Origin of the sequence: Tardibacter chloracetimidivorans, assembly GCF_001890385.1 — a bacterium.
In the GTDB taxonomy this organism is placed as follows: domain Bacteria; phylum Pseudomonadota; class Alphaproteobacteria; order Sphingomonadales; family Sphingomonadaceae; genus Tardibacter; species Tardibacter chloracetimidivorans.
Genome location: NZ_CP018221.1, coordinates 342,032 through 359,141 on the forward strand (window position 1 = coordinate 342,032; position 17,110 = coordinate 359,141).

General features: G+C 63.9%; 18 protein-coding genes, 1 tRNA gene and 1 other RNA gene. 8 read left to right on the forward strand and 12 right to left on the reverse strand.

The genetic code is table 11. The annotated features are described in order from the left end of the window. Positions 1–64 precede the first annotated feature (64 nt). From efp to tkt, 7 genes are all read right to left on the reverse strand, one after another. On the reverse strand, positions 65–628 hold the full coding sequence (gene efp / locus BSL82_RS01815) for an elongation factor P (RefSeq protein WP_072595769.1): 564 nt from the start codon (positions 626–628) through the stop codon (positions 65–67). A gap of 63 nt (positions 629–691) precedes the next feature. Further along, a complete protein-coding gene (locus BSL82_RS01820) occupies positions 692–1,189 on the reverse strand; it encodes a hypothetical protein (protein WP_072595770.1) in 498 nt (165 codons plus the stop codon). After that, positions 1,186–1,890: a thiamine phosphate synthase gene (gene thiE / locus BSL82_RS01825; RefSeq protein ID WP_072595771.1), complete on the reverse strand. Its 705-nt coding sequence runs from the start codon at positions 1,888–1,890 to the stop codon at positions 1,186–1,188. The genes BSL82_RS01820 and thiE overlap by 4 nt, the downstream gene beginning before the upstream one ends. Next, on the reverse strand, positions 1,891–2,805 hold the full coding sequence (locus BSL82_RS01830) for a class I fructose-bisphosphate aldolase (RefSeq protein WP_072595772.1): 915 nt from the start codon (positions 2,803–2,805) through the stop codon (positions 1,891–1,893). Between the two features lie 34 nt (positions 2,806–2,839). Further along, complete coding sequence (locus BSL82_RS01835; protein ID WP_072595773.1) at positions 2,840–4,036, reverse strand: phosphoglycerate kinase; 1,197 nt, start codon at positions 4,034–4,036, stop codon at positions 2,840–2,842. Positions 4,037–4,139: 103 nt separating this feature from the next. Then, entirely contained in the window at positions 4,140–5,150 is a 1,011-nt protein-coding gene (gene gap / locus BSL82_RS01840; protein WP_072595774.1) for a type I glyceraldehyde-3-phosphate dehydrogenase, read from the reverse strand. A 21-nt stretch (positions 5,151–5,171) separates the two neighbouring features. Beyond that, positions 5,172–7,133: a transketolase gene (gene tkt / locus BSL82_RS01845; RefSeq protein WP_072595775.1), complete on the reverse strand. Its 1,962-nt coding sequence runs from the start codon at positions 7,131–7,133 to the stop codon at positions 5,172–5,174. 176 nt (positions 7,134–7,309) lie between these two features. Here tkt and BSL82_RS01850 point away from each other — a divergent pair, with 176 nt between their 5' ends. From BSL82_RS01850 to BSL82_RS01875, 6 genes are all read left to right on the forward strand, one after another. Further along, the gene (locus tag BSL82_RS01850; protein ID WP_072595776.1) at positions 7,310–7,528 is read left to right on the forward strand and encodes a hypothetical protein; all 219 of its coding nucleotides are present in this window, start codon (positions 7,310–7,312) and stop codon (positions 7,526–7,528) included. Beyond that, positions 7,528–7,845 (forward strand): cell division protein ZapA, encoded by a 318-nt coding sequence (locus BSL82_RS01855; RefSeq protein ID WP_072595777.1) that lies wholly within the window; start codon positions 7,528–7,530, stop codon positions 7,843–7,845. The genes BSL82_RS01850 and BSL82_RS01855 overlap by 1 nt, the downstream gene beginning before the upstream one ends. 11 nt (positions 7,846–7,856) lie before the next feature. Beyond that, positions 7,857–8,012: non-coding RNA, 6S RNA (ssrS, locus tag BSL82_RS01860), on the forward strand. A 3-nt stretch (positions 8,013–8,015) separates the two neighbouring features. Further along, positions 8,016–8,588, forward strand: a complete 573-nt coding sequence (locus BSL82_RS01865; RefSeq protein ID WP_072598546.1) for a 5-formyltetrahydrofolate cyclo-ligase — start codon at positions 8,016–8,018, stop codon at positions 8,586–8,588. Further along, positions 8,585–8,800, forward strand: coding sequence for a DUF2842 domain-containing protein (locus tag BSL82_RS01870; RefSeq protein WP_072595778.1), 216 nt, complete (start codon positions 8,585–8,587; stop codon positions 8,798–8,800). The genes BSL82_RS01865 and BSL82_RS01870 overlap by 4 nt, the downstream gene beginning before the upstream one ends. Next, positions 8,797–9,114 carry a chorismate mutase gene (locus BSL82_RS01875; protein WP_072595779.1) on the forward strand — a complete coding sequence of 106 codons (318 nt, stop codon included), beginning with the start codon at positions 8,797–8,799 and terminating at the stop codon, positions 9,112–9,114. Before BSL82_RS01870 ends, BSL82_RS01875 begins: the two co-directional genes overlap by 4 nt. Positions 9,115–9,147: 33 nt before the next feature. Here BSL82_RS01875 and BSL82_RS01880 read toward each other — a convergent pair. After that, positions 9,148–9,224, reverse strand: a tRNA-Asp gene (locus tag BSL82_RS01880). Positions 9,225–9,246: 22 nt separating this feature from the next. Beyond that, positions 9,247–10,464 carry an AI-2E family transporter gene (locus tag BSL82_RS01885; protein ID WP_072595780.1) on the reverse strand — a complete coding sequence of 406 codons (1,218 nt, stop codon included), beginning with the start codon at positions 10,462–10,464 and terminating at the stop codon, positions 9,247–9,249. 179 nt (positions 10,465–10,643) lie between these two features. Between BSL82_RS01885 and BSL82_RS01890 the strand changes: the two genes are divergently transcribed. Continuing rightward, the gene (locus tag BSL82_RS01890; RefSeq protein WP_072598547.1) at positions 10,644–11,153 is read left to right on the forward strand and encodes a hypothetical protein; all 510 of its coding nucleotides are present in this window, start codon (positions 10,644–10,646) and stop codon (positions 11,151–11,153) included. Between the two features lie 6 nt (positions 11,154–11,159). Here the strand turns inward: BSL82_RS01890 and BSL82_RS01895 are convergent, their stop codons facing one another. Further along, a complete protein-coding gene (locus BSL82_RS01895; protein ID WP_072595781.1) occupies positions 11,160–11,621 on the reverse strand; it encodes a DUF3617 domain-containing protein in 462 nt (153 codons plus the stop codon). Between the two features lie 94 nt (positions 11,622–11,715). Here BSL82_RS01895 and uvrB point away from each other — a divergent pair, with 94 nt between their 5' ends. Beyond that, positions 11,716–13,908: an excinuclease ABC subunit UvrB gene (gene uvrB, locus BSL82_RS01900; protein ID WP_072595782.1), complete on the forward strand. Its 2,193-nt coding sequence runs from the start codon at positions 11,716–11,718 to the stop codon at positions 13,906–13,908. Here the strand turns inward: uvrB and BSL82_RS01905 are convergent. Next, positions 13,905–16,094, reverse strand: a complete 2,190-nt coding sequence (locus BSL82_RS01905; protein WP_162274365.1) for a putative bifunctional diguanylate cyclase/phosphodiesterase — start codon at positions 16,092–16,094, stop codon at positions 13,905–13,907. The genes uvrB and BSL82_RS01905 overlap by 4 nt on opposite strands. 203 nt (positions 16,095–16,297) lie before the next feature. Then, positions 16,298–17,089, reverse strand: coding sequence for a polyphosphate kinase 2 family protein (locus tag BSL82_RS01910; protein WP_072595784.1), 792 nt, complete (start codon positions 17,087–17,089; stop codon positions 16,298–16,300). Positions 17,090–17,110: the final 21 nt, after the last annotated feature.

Sequence of the window (17,110 nt, forward strand, 5' to 3'; positions counted from 1 at the left end):
GAAGTCGAGACACCCCGCAAAGCGCACGTCCCTCGACTATGCTCGGGACGAACGGCTTGTTTTTCTAATCCGCCCGGCGGACATATTCCTGGGCGTAGACGTCAACGACGATGCGCGTGCCCGCCGTGATGTGCGGCGGCACCATCACGCGCACGCCATTGTCGAGGATCGCGGGCTTGTAGGACGAGGATGCCGTCTGGCCCTTCACCACTGCGTCGGCCTCCACGATCGTCGCCTCGATCTGGTCGGGCAGCTGCACCGAGATCGGCTTGTCCTCGTAAAGTTCCATCACCACGTCCATGCCGTCCTGCAGGAAGGCGGCCGCGTCCCCGAGGAGGTCGCGGGGAAGCTGCACCTGGTCGTAGGTGGCCTTGTCCATGAAGGTGAGCTGGTCGCCCTCGGCGTAAAGATACTGGAAATCCTTGGTGTCGAGCCGCACCCGCTCCACCGTTTCCGAAGAGCGGAAGCGGACGTTGGTCTTGCGCCCGTCGATCAGGTTCTTCAGCTCCACCTGCATATATGCGCCGCCCTTGCCGGGCTGGGTGTGCTGGATCTTGACCGCGCGCCACAGGCCTTTTTCATATTCGATGATGTTGCCGGGACGAATGTCCACGCCGCTGATCTTCATGGGATGTCCGTATCTTTGAAAAGAAAGAGCCGGGCGCGGCTTTAGCCCGGCAGCGCGATTTGCTCAAGAGCGGGTTTTCGAGGGCTGCTCATAGACCAGCGCCGTCCCGATACGCCGCAGCAGCCCGGCAAGCCGGTCGCCACTCTTCTCCAGCCGCATCACCCAATAGCAGAGCGCGACGAGATAGAAGATGCCGATGATCGCAAGCTCGATCCGCACCGCGCCAAGCAGCATCAGCAGCGCGGTCAAGCCGATCGATCCGTAGAGTATGAGCTTGCCAGGGCGCGTCAGCCTGCGCCGATAGTCGCCGAAGAAGCCACCCGGCCTGCCCCCGAAGAAGCGCTGCGCCAGCGGATGGCCGCGACGCAGGTCGTCAAGCTCCTCGCGCGAGCGGGGAAACAGCGCCAGCCAGCCGATGATGACCGGGATCAGGAAATGCATGACCCCCAGCCTGATGCTGCCCGGCAGCCGCGCATCCGCCTCGGTAAAGCTGAAGATGATCGCCAGCAGAGCCGATATCGCGCAGATTATGACGAATGTCCAACCGATCCAGCGGCTCAATCCAGCACATCCCTGAACGCCCGGACTGCATCCGCCGGGCCTTCAGGATGATTCCATACCGCAGACGAAACGGCAAGAAAGTCCGCCCCGGCCTCTATCAGCGGGCGCGCGTTGGCGGGCGTGATGCCGCCGATGGCGACACAGGGGATTTCGAACAGCGTCGACCACCAGCCGAGGATCGCCGGGTCCGGCCGATGCATGCTTTCCTTGGTCGTGGTTGGATAGAAGGCGCCGAACGCGACATAATCGGCCCCCGCCTCCCCTGCTTCCATCGCCAGGTGGCGGCTATCATGGCATGTCACGCCGATCTGCGCCGCCGGCCCAAGCAGACGGCGCGCCTCGCGCGGGTCGCCGTCGCCCTGCCCCAGATGCACGCCATCCGCGCCAAGCTGGTGCGTCAGGTCCATCCGGTCGTTCAGGATGAAGGCGACATCATGCCGCGCGCAGACGGGCATCAGCGCCCTTGCCGCCGCCATCACTTCCTCGTCGGATGCGCCTTTCAGCCGAAGCTGAAACGCCGCAACCGACCCCGCGCCGAGCGCCGCCTCCAGCAGGTCTGCAAAATCGCCGCCGATGGCGGGTGGCGAAATGAGGTAAAGCTGGCAGGGCGGGCGCGGCTGGCGCTCGAACCGGCTGGCGAAGTCGGGATCGAGGCGGAGGTCGTCGTCAGTTTCTCCCTCTCCCGCTTGCGGGAAGGACAATTACTCCTCGCCCTTGTAGATGCGGATGAGCTTGTCCAGCATGGCAAGCGCTTCGTCCCGCGGGCGCTGGAAGGTGTTGCGGCCGATGATCGAGCCGTTGCCGCCGCCGTCGCGGATGTCGCGCGCGTCCTGATAGACAGCGTCCGCGCCCTTGGCCGCACCGCCGGAGAACACCACCAGGCGACGTCCGTTGAAGCACGACTGCACGACATGTTTCACTCGGTCGGATTGCTTTGACCAGTCGGTTCCCTCATAGGATTTCTGCGCGTCCTTCTGCTCGATATGGGCGGTCGGCAGCTTCACCTTGATGATGTGCGCGCCGATCAGCGCGGCGATGTGCGCAGCATAAGCGCCGACATCCAGCGCAAGCTCGCCCTCCTTCGACAGATTGCCGCCGCGCGGATAGGACCAGACGACCGTCGCGATTCCCACCGACTTGGCTTCCGCCGACAGTTCGCGGATTTCCTCGATCTGCTCGAAAATCTGGTCGGAGCCCGGATAGATGGTGAAGCCGATTGCCGAGCAGCCCAGCCGCAGCGCGTCATCCACGCTTGCGGTCACGGCCTGGTCGATGGAGGTCGCCCAGCTGTTCGACGAATTCATCTTGAGGATGGTCGGAATCTGGCCCGCAAAGGTGTCGGCGCCCGCCTCCAGCGGCCCGAGCGGCGCCGCATAGGCGGAAAGGCCGGCGTCGATCGCAAGCTGATAGTGATAGTGCGGGTCATAGGCCGCCGGATTGATCGCGAAGCTGCGCGCCGGGCCGTGCTCGAAACCCTGATCGACCGGCAGGATGATGAGCTTGCCGGTGCCGCCCAGCTTGCCTTGGGTCAGGATGCGGGCGAGGTTGGCCTTGGTGCCGGGATTGTCGCTTTCATACCAGGAAAGGATATTCTTGACGGTTGGGGTAAAGGTCATCGGAAATCTCCTGTCGGCATGTTCAAGTCGATCATCAAATCTCGAGCGCTTTCACGCCCGGCAATTCCTTGCCTTCCATCCATTCGAGGAAAGCGCCACCGGCGGTGGATATGAAGGTGAAGCTGTCGGCCACGCCCGCCTGGTTGAGCGCGGCGACGGTATCGCCCCCGCCAGCGACCGAAACCAGCGTACCGCCCTCGGTCAGGGCCGCCGCGGTTTTCGCAAGCGCGACCGTGGCCGCGTCGAACGGCGGAGTCTCGAACGCGCCCAGCGGCCCGTTCCACACCAAAGTCCGGCAGGTCTTGATCGCATCGGCCAGCGCTTCGACGGCGGCCGGGCCGACATCGAGGATCATCTCGTCGGCGGCAACCTCGTGCACATTGGCGATGCGGGTAGGCGGATTGGCCCTGAACTCCTTCGCCACCACCGCATCATAGGGCAAATGAACGGTGCAGTCGGCCTTGTCGGCGCGGTCGAGGATCTCGAGCGCGGTTTCGGTCAGGTCATGCTCGCACAGCGACTTGCCGACATTGATCCCGCGCGCGGCAAGAAAGGTGTTGGCCATGCCGCCGCCGATGATGAGGTGGTCGACCTTTTCAACCAGGTGCATCAGCACATCAAGCTTGGTCGAAACCTTGGCCCCGCCGACCACGGCCGCGACCGGCCGCTCGGGTGCGCCAAGCGCCTTTTCCAGCGCCTCAAGTTCCGCCTGCATCGAACGGCCGGCATAGGCGGGCAGCCGGTGCGCCAGCCCTTCGGTCGACATATGGGCGCGGTGTGCTGCGGAAAAGGCGTCGTTCACATAGAGATCGCCCAGTCGCGCCACCGCATCGGCAAGCGCGGGGTCGTTCTTTTCCTCGCCCTTTTCAAAGCGGGTGTTCTCAAGGATGGCGATATCGCCGGGCGCAAGCATCGCGACCGCCCGCTCGGCGTCCGGCCCATGACTGTCGCTGATGAACATCACCGGCCGCCCAAGCACATCGGTGAGCGGACGGGTGATGAGCGACAGCGACATGTCCGGGCGGCGCTCTCCCTTGGGACGGCCGAAATGCGCGAGGATCAGCACCACCGCGCCCTTGTCGGCCAGTTCGGTGATGGTGGGCACCGCCGCTTCAAGCCGGGTGGCGTCGGTCACGCGGCCTTCCGACATGGGGACATTCAGGTCGACGCGGACCAGCGCCTTCTTGCCCTTCACATCGCCCAGATCATCGAGCGTCCTGAACCGTGCCACCTCAAGGTCTCCTTGTTTGTCATTCCCGCCAGGGGGGAATCCACGAACACAGCCTGTGTTCATCGACCCCGGCTCTCGCCGGGGTGACGCTGTTTCATTCAGATCAGAGCAGCTTGGCGATTGCGCCCGCGGTGTCGACCATGCGGTTCGAAAAGCCCCATTCATTGTCGTACCAGGACACGACCCGCACCAGCTTGCCTTCCAGCACGGCCGTCTCAAGGCTGTCGACCGTCGACGACGCCGGATTGTGGTTGAGGTCGATCGAGACCAGCGGCTCGTCGGTATAGGCCAGGATTCCCTTCAACGGGCCGCTTTCCGACGCTGCCTTCAAAATGCCGTTGATTTCGTCCCGTGTGGTGTCGCGCTTCGGCGTGAACGTCAGGTCGACAAGGCTGACGTTGGGCGTCGGCACGCGGATCGCCGAACCGTCGAGCTTGCCCTTCAGTTCGGGCAGCACCTCGCCCACGGCGCGGGCAGCGCCTGTCGTGGTGGGGATGATCGACATTGCGGCTGCACGCGCGCGGCGCATGTCGCTGTGGATCTGGTCGAGGATCTTCTGGTCGTTGGTATAGGCGTGCACCGTCGTCATCAGCCCGCGCTCGATGCCGACGCTGTCGTTGAGCACCTTGGCCACAGGGGCAAGGCAGTTGGTCGTGCACGAGGCGTTGGACACAATGGTGTGATCGGCCGTCAGCTTGTCATGGTTGACGCCGTAGACGACGGTCAGATCCACGCCCTTGGCCGGGGCCGAAACCAGCACGCGCTTCGCACCAGCCGAAAGATGCTTGGAGGCGCTTTCGCGATCGGTGAAAAAGCCGGTGCATTCCAGCGCGATGTCGACGCCGTTCGCGGCATGCGGCAGATTCGCCGGGTCCCGCTCCGCCGTCACCTTGATGCGCTTGCCATCGATGACGAGGTCGTTCCCGTCCGCTTCGACCGAGCCCGGATAAGGTCCATGCACCGAATCGCGCTTGAACAGCAGTGCGTTGGATTTCGCATCCGCGAGATCGTTGATCGCGACCAGTTCAAGGCCGCAATCGGGCCGTTCGAGGATCGCCCGGGCTACGAGGCGGCCAATCCGCCCGAAGCCGTTGATCGCAACTTTCACTGCCATTCCCGTTTCTCCTTACCCAGTTCAAAGAGCCGCGCGCACCTTGGGTGCGATCGCGTCGGCGGTGAGGCCGAAATATTCATAGAGCTTTTCCGCAGGCGCCGATGCGCCATAGCGGTCGATCCCGAAGCGAAGACCGTCAAGTCCGGTATAACGTTCCCAGCCAAAGGTCGCTCCGGCCTCGATAGAGACTTTCAGCACGTCTCCGGGCAGAAGATCGCGGCGATAGGAAGCGTCCTGCGCATCGAACAATTCCCAGCAAGGCATGGAAACCACGTCCGCGCCGACGCCTTCGGCCTCCAGCTTCGCCGCCGTTTCAAGCGCGAGCGGGACTTCCGACCCCGACGCGATCAGGACCACCTTGCGCGGCGCTTCCGCCGCCTTCAGCCGGTATGCGCCCCGTGCCGAACGATTCTCGGCGGCTTCGGTCCTCAGTTGCGGCAGGTTCTGGCGCGAAAGTGCGAGCAGCGACGGCGTGTTTGCGCTTTTCAGCGCTACATCCCAGCATTCGGCCGTTTCCACCGCGTCAGCCGGGCGCATGATGAGCAGATTCGGTATTGCGCGCAGCGACGCCAGATGCTCGATCGGCTGGTGGGTCGGGCCGTCCTCGCCCAGGCCGATGGAATCATGCGTCATCACATAGATCGCCCGCGCATTCTGAAGCGCGGACAGGCGTATCGCGGGGCGGCAATAGTCCGAAAACACGAGGAAGGTGCCGCCATAGGGAATGACGCCGCCGTGCAGCGCCATGCCGTTCATCGCGGCTGCCATGCCGAACTCGCGGATGCCGTAATAGATATAGCGGCCGGAATAGTCCTCCGCCGTCAGCGGACCCTGCGCCTTGGTCTTGGTGTTGTTCGAGCCGGTCAGATCGGCCGATCCCCCAAGCGTCTCGGGCACCGCATTGTTGATCGCCTCCAGCGCCATTTCCGACGCCTTGCGGGTCGCGACCTTCTGCGGATTGGCGAGCAGCGCGTCGATATGCGCCTTCACGCCCGTGTCGGCGGGAAGCTCGCCCTTCATGCGCCGCTCGAACTCGGCGCGCTGCGGGCTGGCTGCAAGACGGCGGTCCCAGTCGGCGGCTGCGTCGGCCGAACGACGGCCTGCCGCCTGCCATGCCTCGCGAATATCGGACGGTACTTCAAACGCGGGCCAGTCCCAGCCCAGATGCGCGCGCGCGGCGGCAATCTCGTCCCCGCCCAGCGGCGAACCGTGAACCGAATGGCTGCCCTGCTTATTGGGTGCGCCATAGCCGATCACGGTGCGGCAGGCGATCAGCGAGGGGCGCGGATCGGCCACGGCCTCGTCCATCGCGCGGGCGATGTCGGCCGGATCATGGCCGTCGCACGACACCACATGCCAGCCCGTCGCACGGTAGCGCGCCGGAATGTCCTCGCTGGTGGAAAGGCTCGTCGCACCGTCGATGGTGATGCGATTGTCGTCCCACAAAACGTTCAGGCGTCCCAGCTTCAGGTGGCCGGCGAGGCCGATCGCCTCATGGTTGATGCCTTCCATCAGGCAGCCGTCGCCGGCGATCACCCAGGTGCGATGGTCGACCAGGTCGTCGCCGAACACTGCGTTCAGATGCCGTTCGGCGATCGCCATGCCGACGGAGGTCGCAAGCCCCTGCCCCAGCGGTCCGGTGGTCGTTTCGACTCCGGAAAGCTCGAAATTTTCCGGATGCCCGGCGCATGGACTGTGAAGCTGACGGAAATTGCGGATATCGTCCATGGTCGGACGGACATAACCCGTCAGATTCAAAAGGGCGTAGATCAGCATCGACCCATGCCCTGCCGACAGCACGAAACGGTCGCGGTCGGCCCAGTCGGGACGGCTCGCGTCGTACTTCAGATGGCGGGTGTAAAGCACCGTGGCAACGTCGGCCATGCCCATGGGCATGCCGGGATGCCCGGAATTGGCGGCTTGAACTGCATCCATAGCAAGCGCACGGATCGCGTTCGCCATGGCTTGATGTGCGACGGTCATCAGCGCTCTCGGACCAAGGAACGGGGACGCGCCGACTCGGAAAGCCAGCGCGGGCGCACATTGTCCAGACCTGTCGTCAGCGTCAACCGTCGCAACGCGCGAGTTGCGCCGTTGACGCTCGGTGCGCGCATTCCTATCGTCCGCCATCCGTCTTCGGAGGGGATCGGGAACACATCATGGATCAAGCCTCCAGGGAAGCAGCGCTCCGCCGTATCGAGGCGGGCCTGGACCGTCTGGCCGCGTTTGTCGGCGGGCTGCCGCACGGCGGCGTCGAGGCCGATATGGTCAGCCGGGAAGCGCATGAAACGCTGCTTGCCGCGCACCAGTTGCTTCGCACGCGGGCCGAAGCCGCGGTTGCCGGAATCGACCGGCTGCTGAACGGGAGCGAACACTGATGGGCCAGATATCTCTCAGGGTCGGCGAGCGCAGCCATATGATGTCTTGCCGCGACGGCGAGGAGGAGCACCTGCTTCGGCTTGCCGCGATGATCGACCGCAAATGCAACGAGGCGACGACCGCGCTCGGCGTGATGCCGGAACCCAGGCTGCTGCTGACGGCGGCGCTCCTTATCGCCGACGAACTGGCCGAACTGAAAAACGGCGTTGCGGCCCCCGCGCCCGACGAGGATGGGGAGACCCGGCGGCTGGAACGCATTGCGGGCCGCATCGAGGCGATCTGCGCGGCTCTTGAGGAACGCACGGCAAATGCCTAGATAGGGGTCGACGGGTACTGCCCGGTACGAGCTTTAGCGAACATCCCTGAGGCGATAAGACATCCTAGGGAGCTGTCCCTGATCAGATTCCGGTCTGAATTACACGGCGCCCACCTGACGTTCTGGCGTCAGAGGATATTCCGGCAAACGGCCATGGCGGTCCCGTCACCATGACATCCCCGACGTCCAAGGAAATTCTGCGCCAGTCCCTTCGCCAGGCGCGCGACTCCTATGCCCGCGCCCTTGACCCGGCGGAGCGCGCGGGGCTGGAGGCTGCCGCCATCGGCCGGCTGCGCGCGGTGCTCGGACCCGGCGTCTGGGCCAGCTATCTCGCGATGGGGAGCGAGATCAGTCCGGCCCGCGTCGCCGACAATGCCCCGCCGGACCAGCCGATCGCCTTTCCCTGGTTTGAAAGCCGCGAAGCGCGGATGCTCTTCCGGTTGGGCGGCGGCGTCTTTTCGTCCGGCCCTTTCGGTATCCGCCAGCCACCCGGAACAGCGCCTGAAATGCGGCCGGACTGGATCATCGTTCCGCTTGTCGGCGTGGACCCCGCCGGCAACCGCATCGGCCAGGGCGCGGGGCATTATGACCGTGCGCTCCAGTCGCTCCGCGAGGACGGTCGCGTCACGACGATCGGGCTTGCATGGGACGTCCAGTTGGTCGACAGCATTGCCGCCGATCCCTGGGATCAGCCGCTCGACCTCATCATCACGCCAAGCAGGACGATCAGGACCCGCCCATGACCCCTACCCTGCGCAAGCCCTTCGGCGTCATCGCGATCGTCATCGGCATCTGCATCTATGCGGCGCTTGTCGCCAGCGCTGCGCCGTGGATCGAAAGGCTGCATGTACTTGCGCAGACGCCGGTTTATCTGGTTCTAGGGATCATCTGGATATTGCCGCTGAAGCCGCTGCTGCGGTGGATGGAAACAGGAAGTTGGAAAACGCCGCGATGACGAACCTTCTGATGCCGCCCGAGAAATGCCAGTCGATGGCCGAGATTCGCGCCGCGATAGATGCGCTGGATCATGACATTGTGACGCTGCTTTCAGAGCGGATGCGCTACATAGACGCGGCTGCCCGGGTGAAGCAGGAGCGCGACACCGTGCGGGACGAGCAGCGCAAGGCCGAAGTCATTGCCCATGCCGTGGAAGCCGCGGGGCAAATGGGCCTTCCCACCGACCTTGCGTCAGCGCTTTACGAGCAGATCGTGGAGTATTCGATCGCGCATGAACTGAAGGTGTTCGACGCGCGCCAGCCGCGCGGCTGATACGCCGTTTCGTTCCGTTTTGATGGGAAGAAATGGCGCGAGTGACGGGGCTCGAACCCGCGACCTCCGGCGTGACAGGCCGGCGCTCTAACCAACTGAGCTACACCCGCGCTTTGGCTTGGAGGCGCCTCACTAGGGACTGGGTTTCGGCCTGTCAAGCGGCGGTTCGTGATGATCGTGAAACTCGTGATGACCGGCGCCCAGCAGCCTTTCCTCGAACAGGAATCCGGCGATATCGGGCTTTCCCGCGCTCTCCAGAAGCACGCGCATCATGATGAGAAGCGGGACTGAAAGCAGCGCCCCGATGGTGCCCCAAACCCATCCCCAGAAACTGAGCGCAAGCAGGATCAGCAACGGATTGATCGTCAGCCGCCGCCCGACCAGCAGGGGCGTGATGAAATTGGCCTCAAGCGCATGGATTCCCAGAAACGCCAATGCGGGCAGCATCGCGCTGTAGACGTCATCGAAGGCGAGCAGTCCGCCGAACGCCAGCATCGCGGTCGTCACCGTCGGACCGACATAGGGCACATAGTTGAACAGCGCCGCCAGGCCGCCCCACATCAGCGGCGTCGGCATGCCCAGCATCCAGACGACGAGGGAGACGAGCGCGCCCATCGCCAGGTTGATGACCGTGATGGTGCCTATATAGGCGGCGGTCGCGTTCACCATGTCGCGGATCGTCCGCGCCATCCGGATCGATCCGGTCAGTGACGATCTGCTCAGGATGGTGGTGGCGCGCATCCGCGTCCAGGTGGACAGGAAGAAATAGATCAGCAGTAGGCCGAACAGCATCTGAATGATCGCGCCCGGCGCTGAAGCGGCGATCAGGTCCACAAGCGAGTTCGGAGTGGTGACCGTCACCTGCGCGGGCGCGTGGGGTGCGCGCTGGCTCATGATGCTCATGATCTGGTCGACGAACCTTTGCAGGCTTGCATAGGCATCCAGCAACGGCGCAAGCGTTTCGCGCAGCTTGCCCAGGCGCTGCGGCAGCAGCGTCAGCCAGTTCATCGCCGGAAACAGGATCGCTGCGATCGCCGCGTTGATGATCAGCACCGCCCCGGTGACGCAGAGCAGCGCCGCAAGCGACGACGGCACCCGATGCCGTTCCAGCCATTCAAGCGGCGGCACCAGCGTGACCGCCACGGTGAAGGCGACCGTCACCGGAAGGAAGAACGCCGCCCCCGCCTTCAGCGCGAACGGAATGCTGAAAAACAGCGCCACCGCCACCAGCAGATTGAGCGATGAAAGCAGCCGGTCGCGCCGCCAGGATTCGTCTTCCGACTCGTGATGATCATGGGCAACGGTGGCGGGAGGCGGCGACGGCTTTTCCTCAAGTGACTGCTCAGCCACGTTTTTCCCCTGTTTACAAGCCGGTAGGTAGTTAACGCTGTTACGGCTCGCGAATGTTTACCCCTCTTTAACGCCTGTGGCGGGAAATAGCTTCGGGAAACGCGAAGCACCTCGTCCGGCTGACCTTGTCATCGGACCGGCCACGGCGCGATCCCCGGTTCGACCGAAAGGACGAGGTCATGAAGTTCATCGCCTGTGCAGCAATGGCCGCGGCCCTTCTGGCAACTCCCGCCAATGCGCGATGCTTTGACGTGACCGGCCGGGTGATGGTGGAACGCGCCGTCACCGATGGGGCCGGGAATCCTCATCTGGTGCTGGAGGAAACTGCGGACGCAGCGCCCGGCGAAGCGCTTGTCTTCCAGTTCGACTATCGCAATGCGCGGCCGGGGGTCGCCAACAGCTTCGTCATCACCAACCCCATTCCCGACCAGATGGTCTATGCCGGCACCGATACGCCGGGCGAGGTCGTCTCGGTCGACGGCGGGCGGAGCTTCGGGCCGATTGCCGAGATGAAGGTCGCGGATGCGGACGGCGTTGAACGCACCGCAACGCCCGCGGACGTCACCCATGTGCGCTGGGTGATCAATCGCGCCATGCCAACCGGCGCCGGCGGACAGCTCAGCTTTCGCGCGGTGATGCGCGATGTGAACCACCTGCCGTCCCGCGACGTCCAGCTTGCGATGCGCTGAGCGCGATCAACCCTTGCAGGTGCCGATGCGCTTGCCCGTGCCGCTGGAAGTGATGTTCATCGTCCCCATCGGCGAGTTCATCACCATCTTGCTCGTGGTCGCATAGCTGGAAGGCGTGAATCTGCCTTCGGTGGTTACGGTCATCGATCCGCGCTCGCGTGAATTGCACTCCATGACCGCGTTCACCCGCCCGGCGCGAAAGTCGTATTTGCTGAATTTGCACTGACCCTGGCTCTGCTTCAGCAGTTCCTGCGGTCCCCTGCTCGCCTGATCGGGCGTCACGCAATGCCTCATCGTCTGCGGTTTCTTCATCATCTCCAGCATCTGGGGCGGCGCGCCCGGCATGTTCACATCGGTGACGGCGGATTTCATCTCCCACAAACCGGGCTGGATCGGCGCATCGGCATGGGCCGCGCTGGCGGCGAAGATGGACGCCCCGGCAATGGCGGCGGCGGCAAACTGGCGCATGGACATTCTCCCCATAGAATTTGTGGCGCGGCCTTGTAGCTCTTCCCTCAATAGCGGCTTTCAATGTTTGGGGGCCACCCCATATGATGAAGCCATGTCCATCCAGATCCGCACCAACCTGTCCGAGCCTGAAACTTCGCCCATGTTCATGCCGCACCGGCCTGAACGTCCGCCGAAGTCGGAAGGCGGCAAGAAGTTCAAGCTGGTGAGCGACTATCAGCCGTCCGGCGACCAGCCGACGGCCATCGCGGAGTTGGTCGCGCAGGCGCGCGAGGGGGAGCGCAATCAGGTGCTGCTCGGCGTCACCGGATCGGGCAAGACCTTCACCATGGCCAAGGTGGTGGAGGCGCTGCAGCGCCCTGCCCTTGTGCTTGCCCCCAACAAGATCCTCGCCGCCCAGCTTTATGGCGAGTTCAAGAGCTTCTTTCCCGAAAATGCGGTCGAATATTTCGTCAGCTATTACGACTATTATCAGCCCGAAGCCTATGTGGCCCGCACCGACACCTATATCGAGAAGGAAAGCTCGATAAACGAGGCGATCGACCGGATGCGCCACTCCGCCACGCGCGCGCTGCTGGAGCGCGACGACGTGCTGATCGTGGCGTCGGTGTCGTGTCTTTACGGCATAGGGTCGGTCGAAACCTATTCGGCAATGACGTTCAGCCTCGCCAAGGGGCAGACGCACGACCCGCGCGAGATCATCAGGAAGCTGGTGGCCCTCCAGTACAAACGCAACGAGGCCGCCTTCCAGCGCGGGGCGTTCCGCGTGCGCGGCGACACGATCGAGCTTTTCCCCTCGCACTATGAGGACACCGCCTGGCGCATCACCTTCTTCGGGGACGAGATCGAGGAGATCGTCGAGTTCGATCCGCTCACTGGCAAGAAGGTCGCCTCGCTCGATCATGTGAAGATCTACGCCAATTCGCACTATGTCACGCCCGGCCCCACGCTGAAACAGGCAACCGAGGCGATCAGGCATGAATTGGCCGAGCGGCTGAAGGAGCTGGTCGCCGAAGGCCGGCTGCTGGAGGCGCAGCGGCTGGAGCAGCGCACCAACTTTGACCTGGAGATGATCGCCGCCACCGGATCGTGCGCGGGGATTGAGAACTACAGTCGCTTCCTCACCGGACGCCTGCCGGGCGAGCCGCCGCCGACGCTGTTCGAATATTTGCCCGAAAATGCGTTGCTGTTCGTCGATGAAAGCCATGTCACCATCGGCCAGGTGAACGGCATGTCGCGCGGCGACCACCGCCGCAAGCTGACGCTGGCCGAATATGGCTTTCGCCTGCCGTCCGCCATCGACAATCGCCCGCTGCGCTTCAACGAATGGGATGCGATGCGGCCGCAATCGGTGTTCGTCTCGGCGACGCCGGGGTCGTGGGAGATGGAGCAGACGAGCGGCGTCTTCACCGAACAGGTGATCCGCCCGACCGGGCTTGTCGATCCGCCCGTGACCGTGCGCCCGGTGGAGCATCAGGTGGACGACCTGATCTATGAGGCAAAGGCGGCTGCGGCCCAGGGATATCGCACGCTGGTGACCACGCTCACCAAGCGCATGGCCGAAGACCTGACCGAATATCTGCACGAGGCGGGCATGAGGGTCCGCTACATGCATTCGGATGTCGAGACGCTGGAGCGCATCGAACTGATCCGCGACCTGCGCCTTGGCGTCTATGACGTGCTCGTCGGCATCAACCTGCTGCGCGAGGGACTGGACATTCCGGAATGCGGGCTGGTCGCCATCCTGGACGCCGACAAGGAGGGGTTCCTCAGATCGGAAACCTCGCTGATCCAGACCATCGGGCGCGCGGCCCGCAACGTGGAAGGCCGCGTGATCCTCTATGGCGACCGGATGACCGGATCGATGGAACGCGCAATCGCCGAGACCGACCGGCGGCGGGAGAAGCAGGTCGCCTATAATGAGGCGAACGGAATCACCCCCACCACCATCAAGCGCAACATCGCCGATGTCGTCGCGCATGTGGCGTCCGGCGACTATGTCACGCCCGAAATCGACGAGGAGACGTCAAATCTCGTCGGCCACAATCTGCGCGCCTATATCGAAGACCTTGAAAAGCGGATGCGGAAAGCAGCGGGCGACCTTGAGTTCGAGGAGGCCGCCCGTCTGCGTGACGAGATCAGAAAGCTGGAGCAACAGGAACTGGGCCTGCCGCCCGATCAGCATCACGCCCCGGTAAAGGGCCGTTCGATGGCGGGCGCGCCGGGCACGCGTGCGACCCGCTTCGGCAAGGCGAAGATGGCGCGCGCGACCCGCAGAAGCCGCTAGCTCGCTATCGCGCTCCGCGTGTCCTTCTTCTCGAAAAGCTCGAAGGTTTTCTGGAACGGCATTGGCTTGCTGTAGATATAACCCTGAATCTGGTGACAGCCGAGATCGCGCATCAGCTTCAGCTCGTCGGCGGTCTCCACGCCCTCGGCAGTGATCGTCATGTTGAAGCTGCTCGCCAGCGCCACGATCGCCTGCACGATAAGCACGGCTTCTTTCTTTATGCCTGCCTCACGCACGAACGAGCGGTCGATCTTCAGCTTGTTGAAGATCGCCTTGTTCAGATAGCCGAGCGAGGAATAGCCGGTCCCGAAATCGTCCAGCGCGATGCGGATGCCCTGCATCTGCAACTGCTTCAAAATCTTGAGCGCGCCGTCGCCGTCGGTCAGGAAGATCGATTCGGTGACTTCCAGTTCCAGCCGGTTGGGCGACAGCCTGCCCTTGGCCAGCGCATCGCCTACCAGATTGGGGAAGGCACTGGACAGCAGCTGCAAGGGCGAGACATTGACCGACACGCTGATGTGGCTGGGCCAGGCAGCGGCGTCGGCGCATGCTCGCCGCAGCACCCACGCTCCGATGTCGGCGATCAGGCCCACTTCTTCGGCCACCGGAATGAACTCGGCAGGCGACATGCGGCCGCGGGTCGGGTGATCCCAGCGGATCAGCGCCTCGAACCCGACCACCTGTGGCTTCTGGGCGGACACGATCGGCTGATAGTGCAGCTCGAACTGGTCTTCGGCGAGCGCTTCCCTAAGCGCCCTTTCCATGTCGAGCCGGTGATCGATCTTCTTTTGCAGATCGAGGTCGAAATGCCGGTAAATGCCCCGGCCGTCGCTCTTTGCATGGTAAAGCGCCAGGTCGGACCGCTTGAGCAGCTCCTCAACCGTGCGGCCGTCGCTTGGCCCCATCGCGCCGCCGATGCTGCATCCGACGTCGAGCTGGCTCTGGTCGATCAGATAGGTCTCCGACACCACGTCGATGAGGCGCTGCGCAAGGATCTCCATCGCCTTGCGGCCATCGATGTTGGGCAGCACCACCGCAAACTCGTCACCGCCGATGCGTCCCACCTGCCCATAGCCCGCCACCGCGTTCACCAGCCGGCCCGCCACCGCCTTGAGCAGCGCATCGCCCTTTGAGTGCCCATAGGTGTCGTTGATCGGCTTGAAGCCGTCGAGGTCGAGGAAAAGCATGCCGCACTGGCCAAAGCCTTTCTCGGCCTGCGCAAGCCCTTCCTCGAAGAGCTGGCGGATGTGGGTGCGGTTCGGAAGACCAGTCAGGCTGTCGATCTTCGCGAGATTGACCAGCCGGTCGTTCGACAGCTTATGCTCGGTGATGTCGAGGCCGATCCCCCGGAAACCTTCGAAATTGCCCATGCGCGAAAGCCGGGGCGTTCCGGAGACCGACATCCAGCGGGCGCCGTTCTTCGTCGCCACCTCGAACTCGAGCTTGTCGAACACGGCAAGCTTCTGAAGGGTCGAACTCAGGATCAGGCTGCCGCCGAAGATGGCCGGAAAGCTCTGCCCCACTAGCGTCGACGATGCCTGCCCAAGGATCATCCCGATCTGCGGGGAGACATAGCTCAGCCGGTGGTGCTGGTCGGTTTCCCAAAGCCATGCGCCGCCGCGATGTTCATATTCCTCGATCAGCTGGGTGACGCTTCGGTTCTGTTCGGCAAGGCGAAGGTTGGTGCGCGACTGGTTCAGCACCAGCTGCCCCAGCCGGAAAAGCCCGAACACCATCACCGCCGCGAACAGCACCGGCAGCATGTTGAGCGTCAGCGGATAGGAGAACGGGTCGCGCCACAGCATCCACATCATCGCGCCGGTGCAGATGCCGACCCATGCGAACGCGGCCGACGGCACCGCCGCCAGCGCAAGTCCCGCAGCGGCCACGCAAAGCACGAGGCCCAAGAGTGTGATCTTGAGGAGCGGATCGGCCCCCTGAAAGGTCATCACCGGCATCGCCACCCACAGCGCCGCGCGAAAGGCTGCGTCGCCCGTCACCAGCGTCAGCGGCCATGTTCCGGTCCCCGCCCGCTCGTGCAGGCGGTTCGTCACCGTCAGCGACAGCCAGTTGGCGACAAGAACAGCGCCGATCCAGCCGAACAGCAGTTTCGGATCCGCCGCGTCGCTCAATATGGTGACGGCCAGTATCGCGCCGAACACCACGGTGATCGCGTGATACGCCATAAAATCGGTCAATACCGCCAACCCGGCCTGAGCCGGAGTCTCCCTTGGCGCCTGCGGGCTTTTGGCTGCCCGCGCTTGTTTTTTTCTGGTCCCGCTTTTCATCTTTGCCCTGACAAAATGATGAGGGGCGACCCTAGCCGCAGAGCGGTTTCTTTTTGATTAAGCATGGGGGGGCGAAACGACCGCGGGCGGCCGGTCCGGCCTCAGTCCGCGTTCAGCTTTCTTCCAAGCGCATCCTCGGCGGCGCGCCATAATTCGGGATCGCACGCGGGCGGCATCATCGGCACACGCGCCTCAAGCTGTTCCGCGATCGATTCCAGCGCCGCAATCCGGGCCGCCTTCTGGTTGTTGCCGTCGATCACCGTCCAGGGCGCCCAATGGCTGTTGGTACGCGCGAGCATCTCCTGAATCGCGTCCAGATATTCGGCCCGCCGCGCGCGATTGCGGTAATCCTCAAGGCCGGTCTTCCACCGTTTCCAGGGGTCCTCCAGCCGCTCGGCAAAGCGGCGGTCCTGCTCTTCCTGCGTCACATGGATGAACAGCTTGACGATGGTCGTGTTGTCGTCGACCTGTTCGGCCTCGAAGGCGTTGATCTCGTCATAGGCGCGCCGCCATTCGGCTTCGCTGCAAAAGCCCTCCACCCTTTCCACCAGAACCCGGCCGTACCAGCTCCGGTCGAAGATGTTGATGTCGCCATTGGCGGGCAACCGAGTCCAGAACCGCCAGAGATAGTGGCGGTCCTTTTCCTCGGGTGTCGGCGCGCTGGTCGGCCAGACCTCGAAATAGCGCGGGTCCATCTGGGCGGTGGCGCGGCGGATGATTCCGCCCTTGCCCGCCGCGTCCCAGCCCTCCAGCACCATGATCGCCCGCCGCTTGTGCAGGATGTGCGACACCTGAATGCGCCCCAGCCGCTTCTGCAGCTTGGCGAGCTTTTTCTCGTATTTGTCCGGGTCGATGTGCTCGCCCCGTTCATAGTCCTTGAGGTCGATGGTCACCGTCGGACGCTCCGTTCCGCG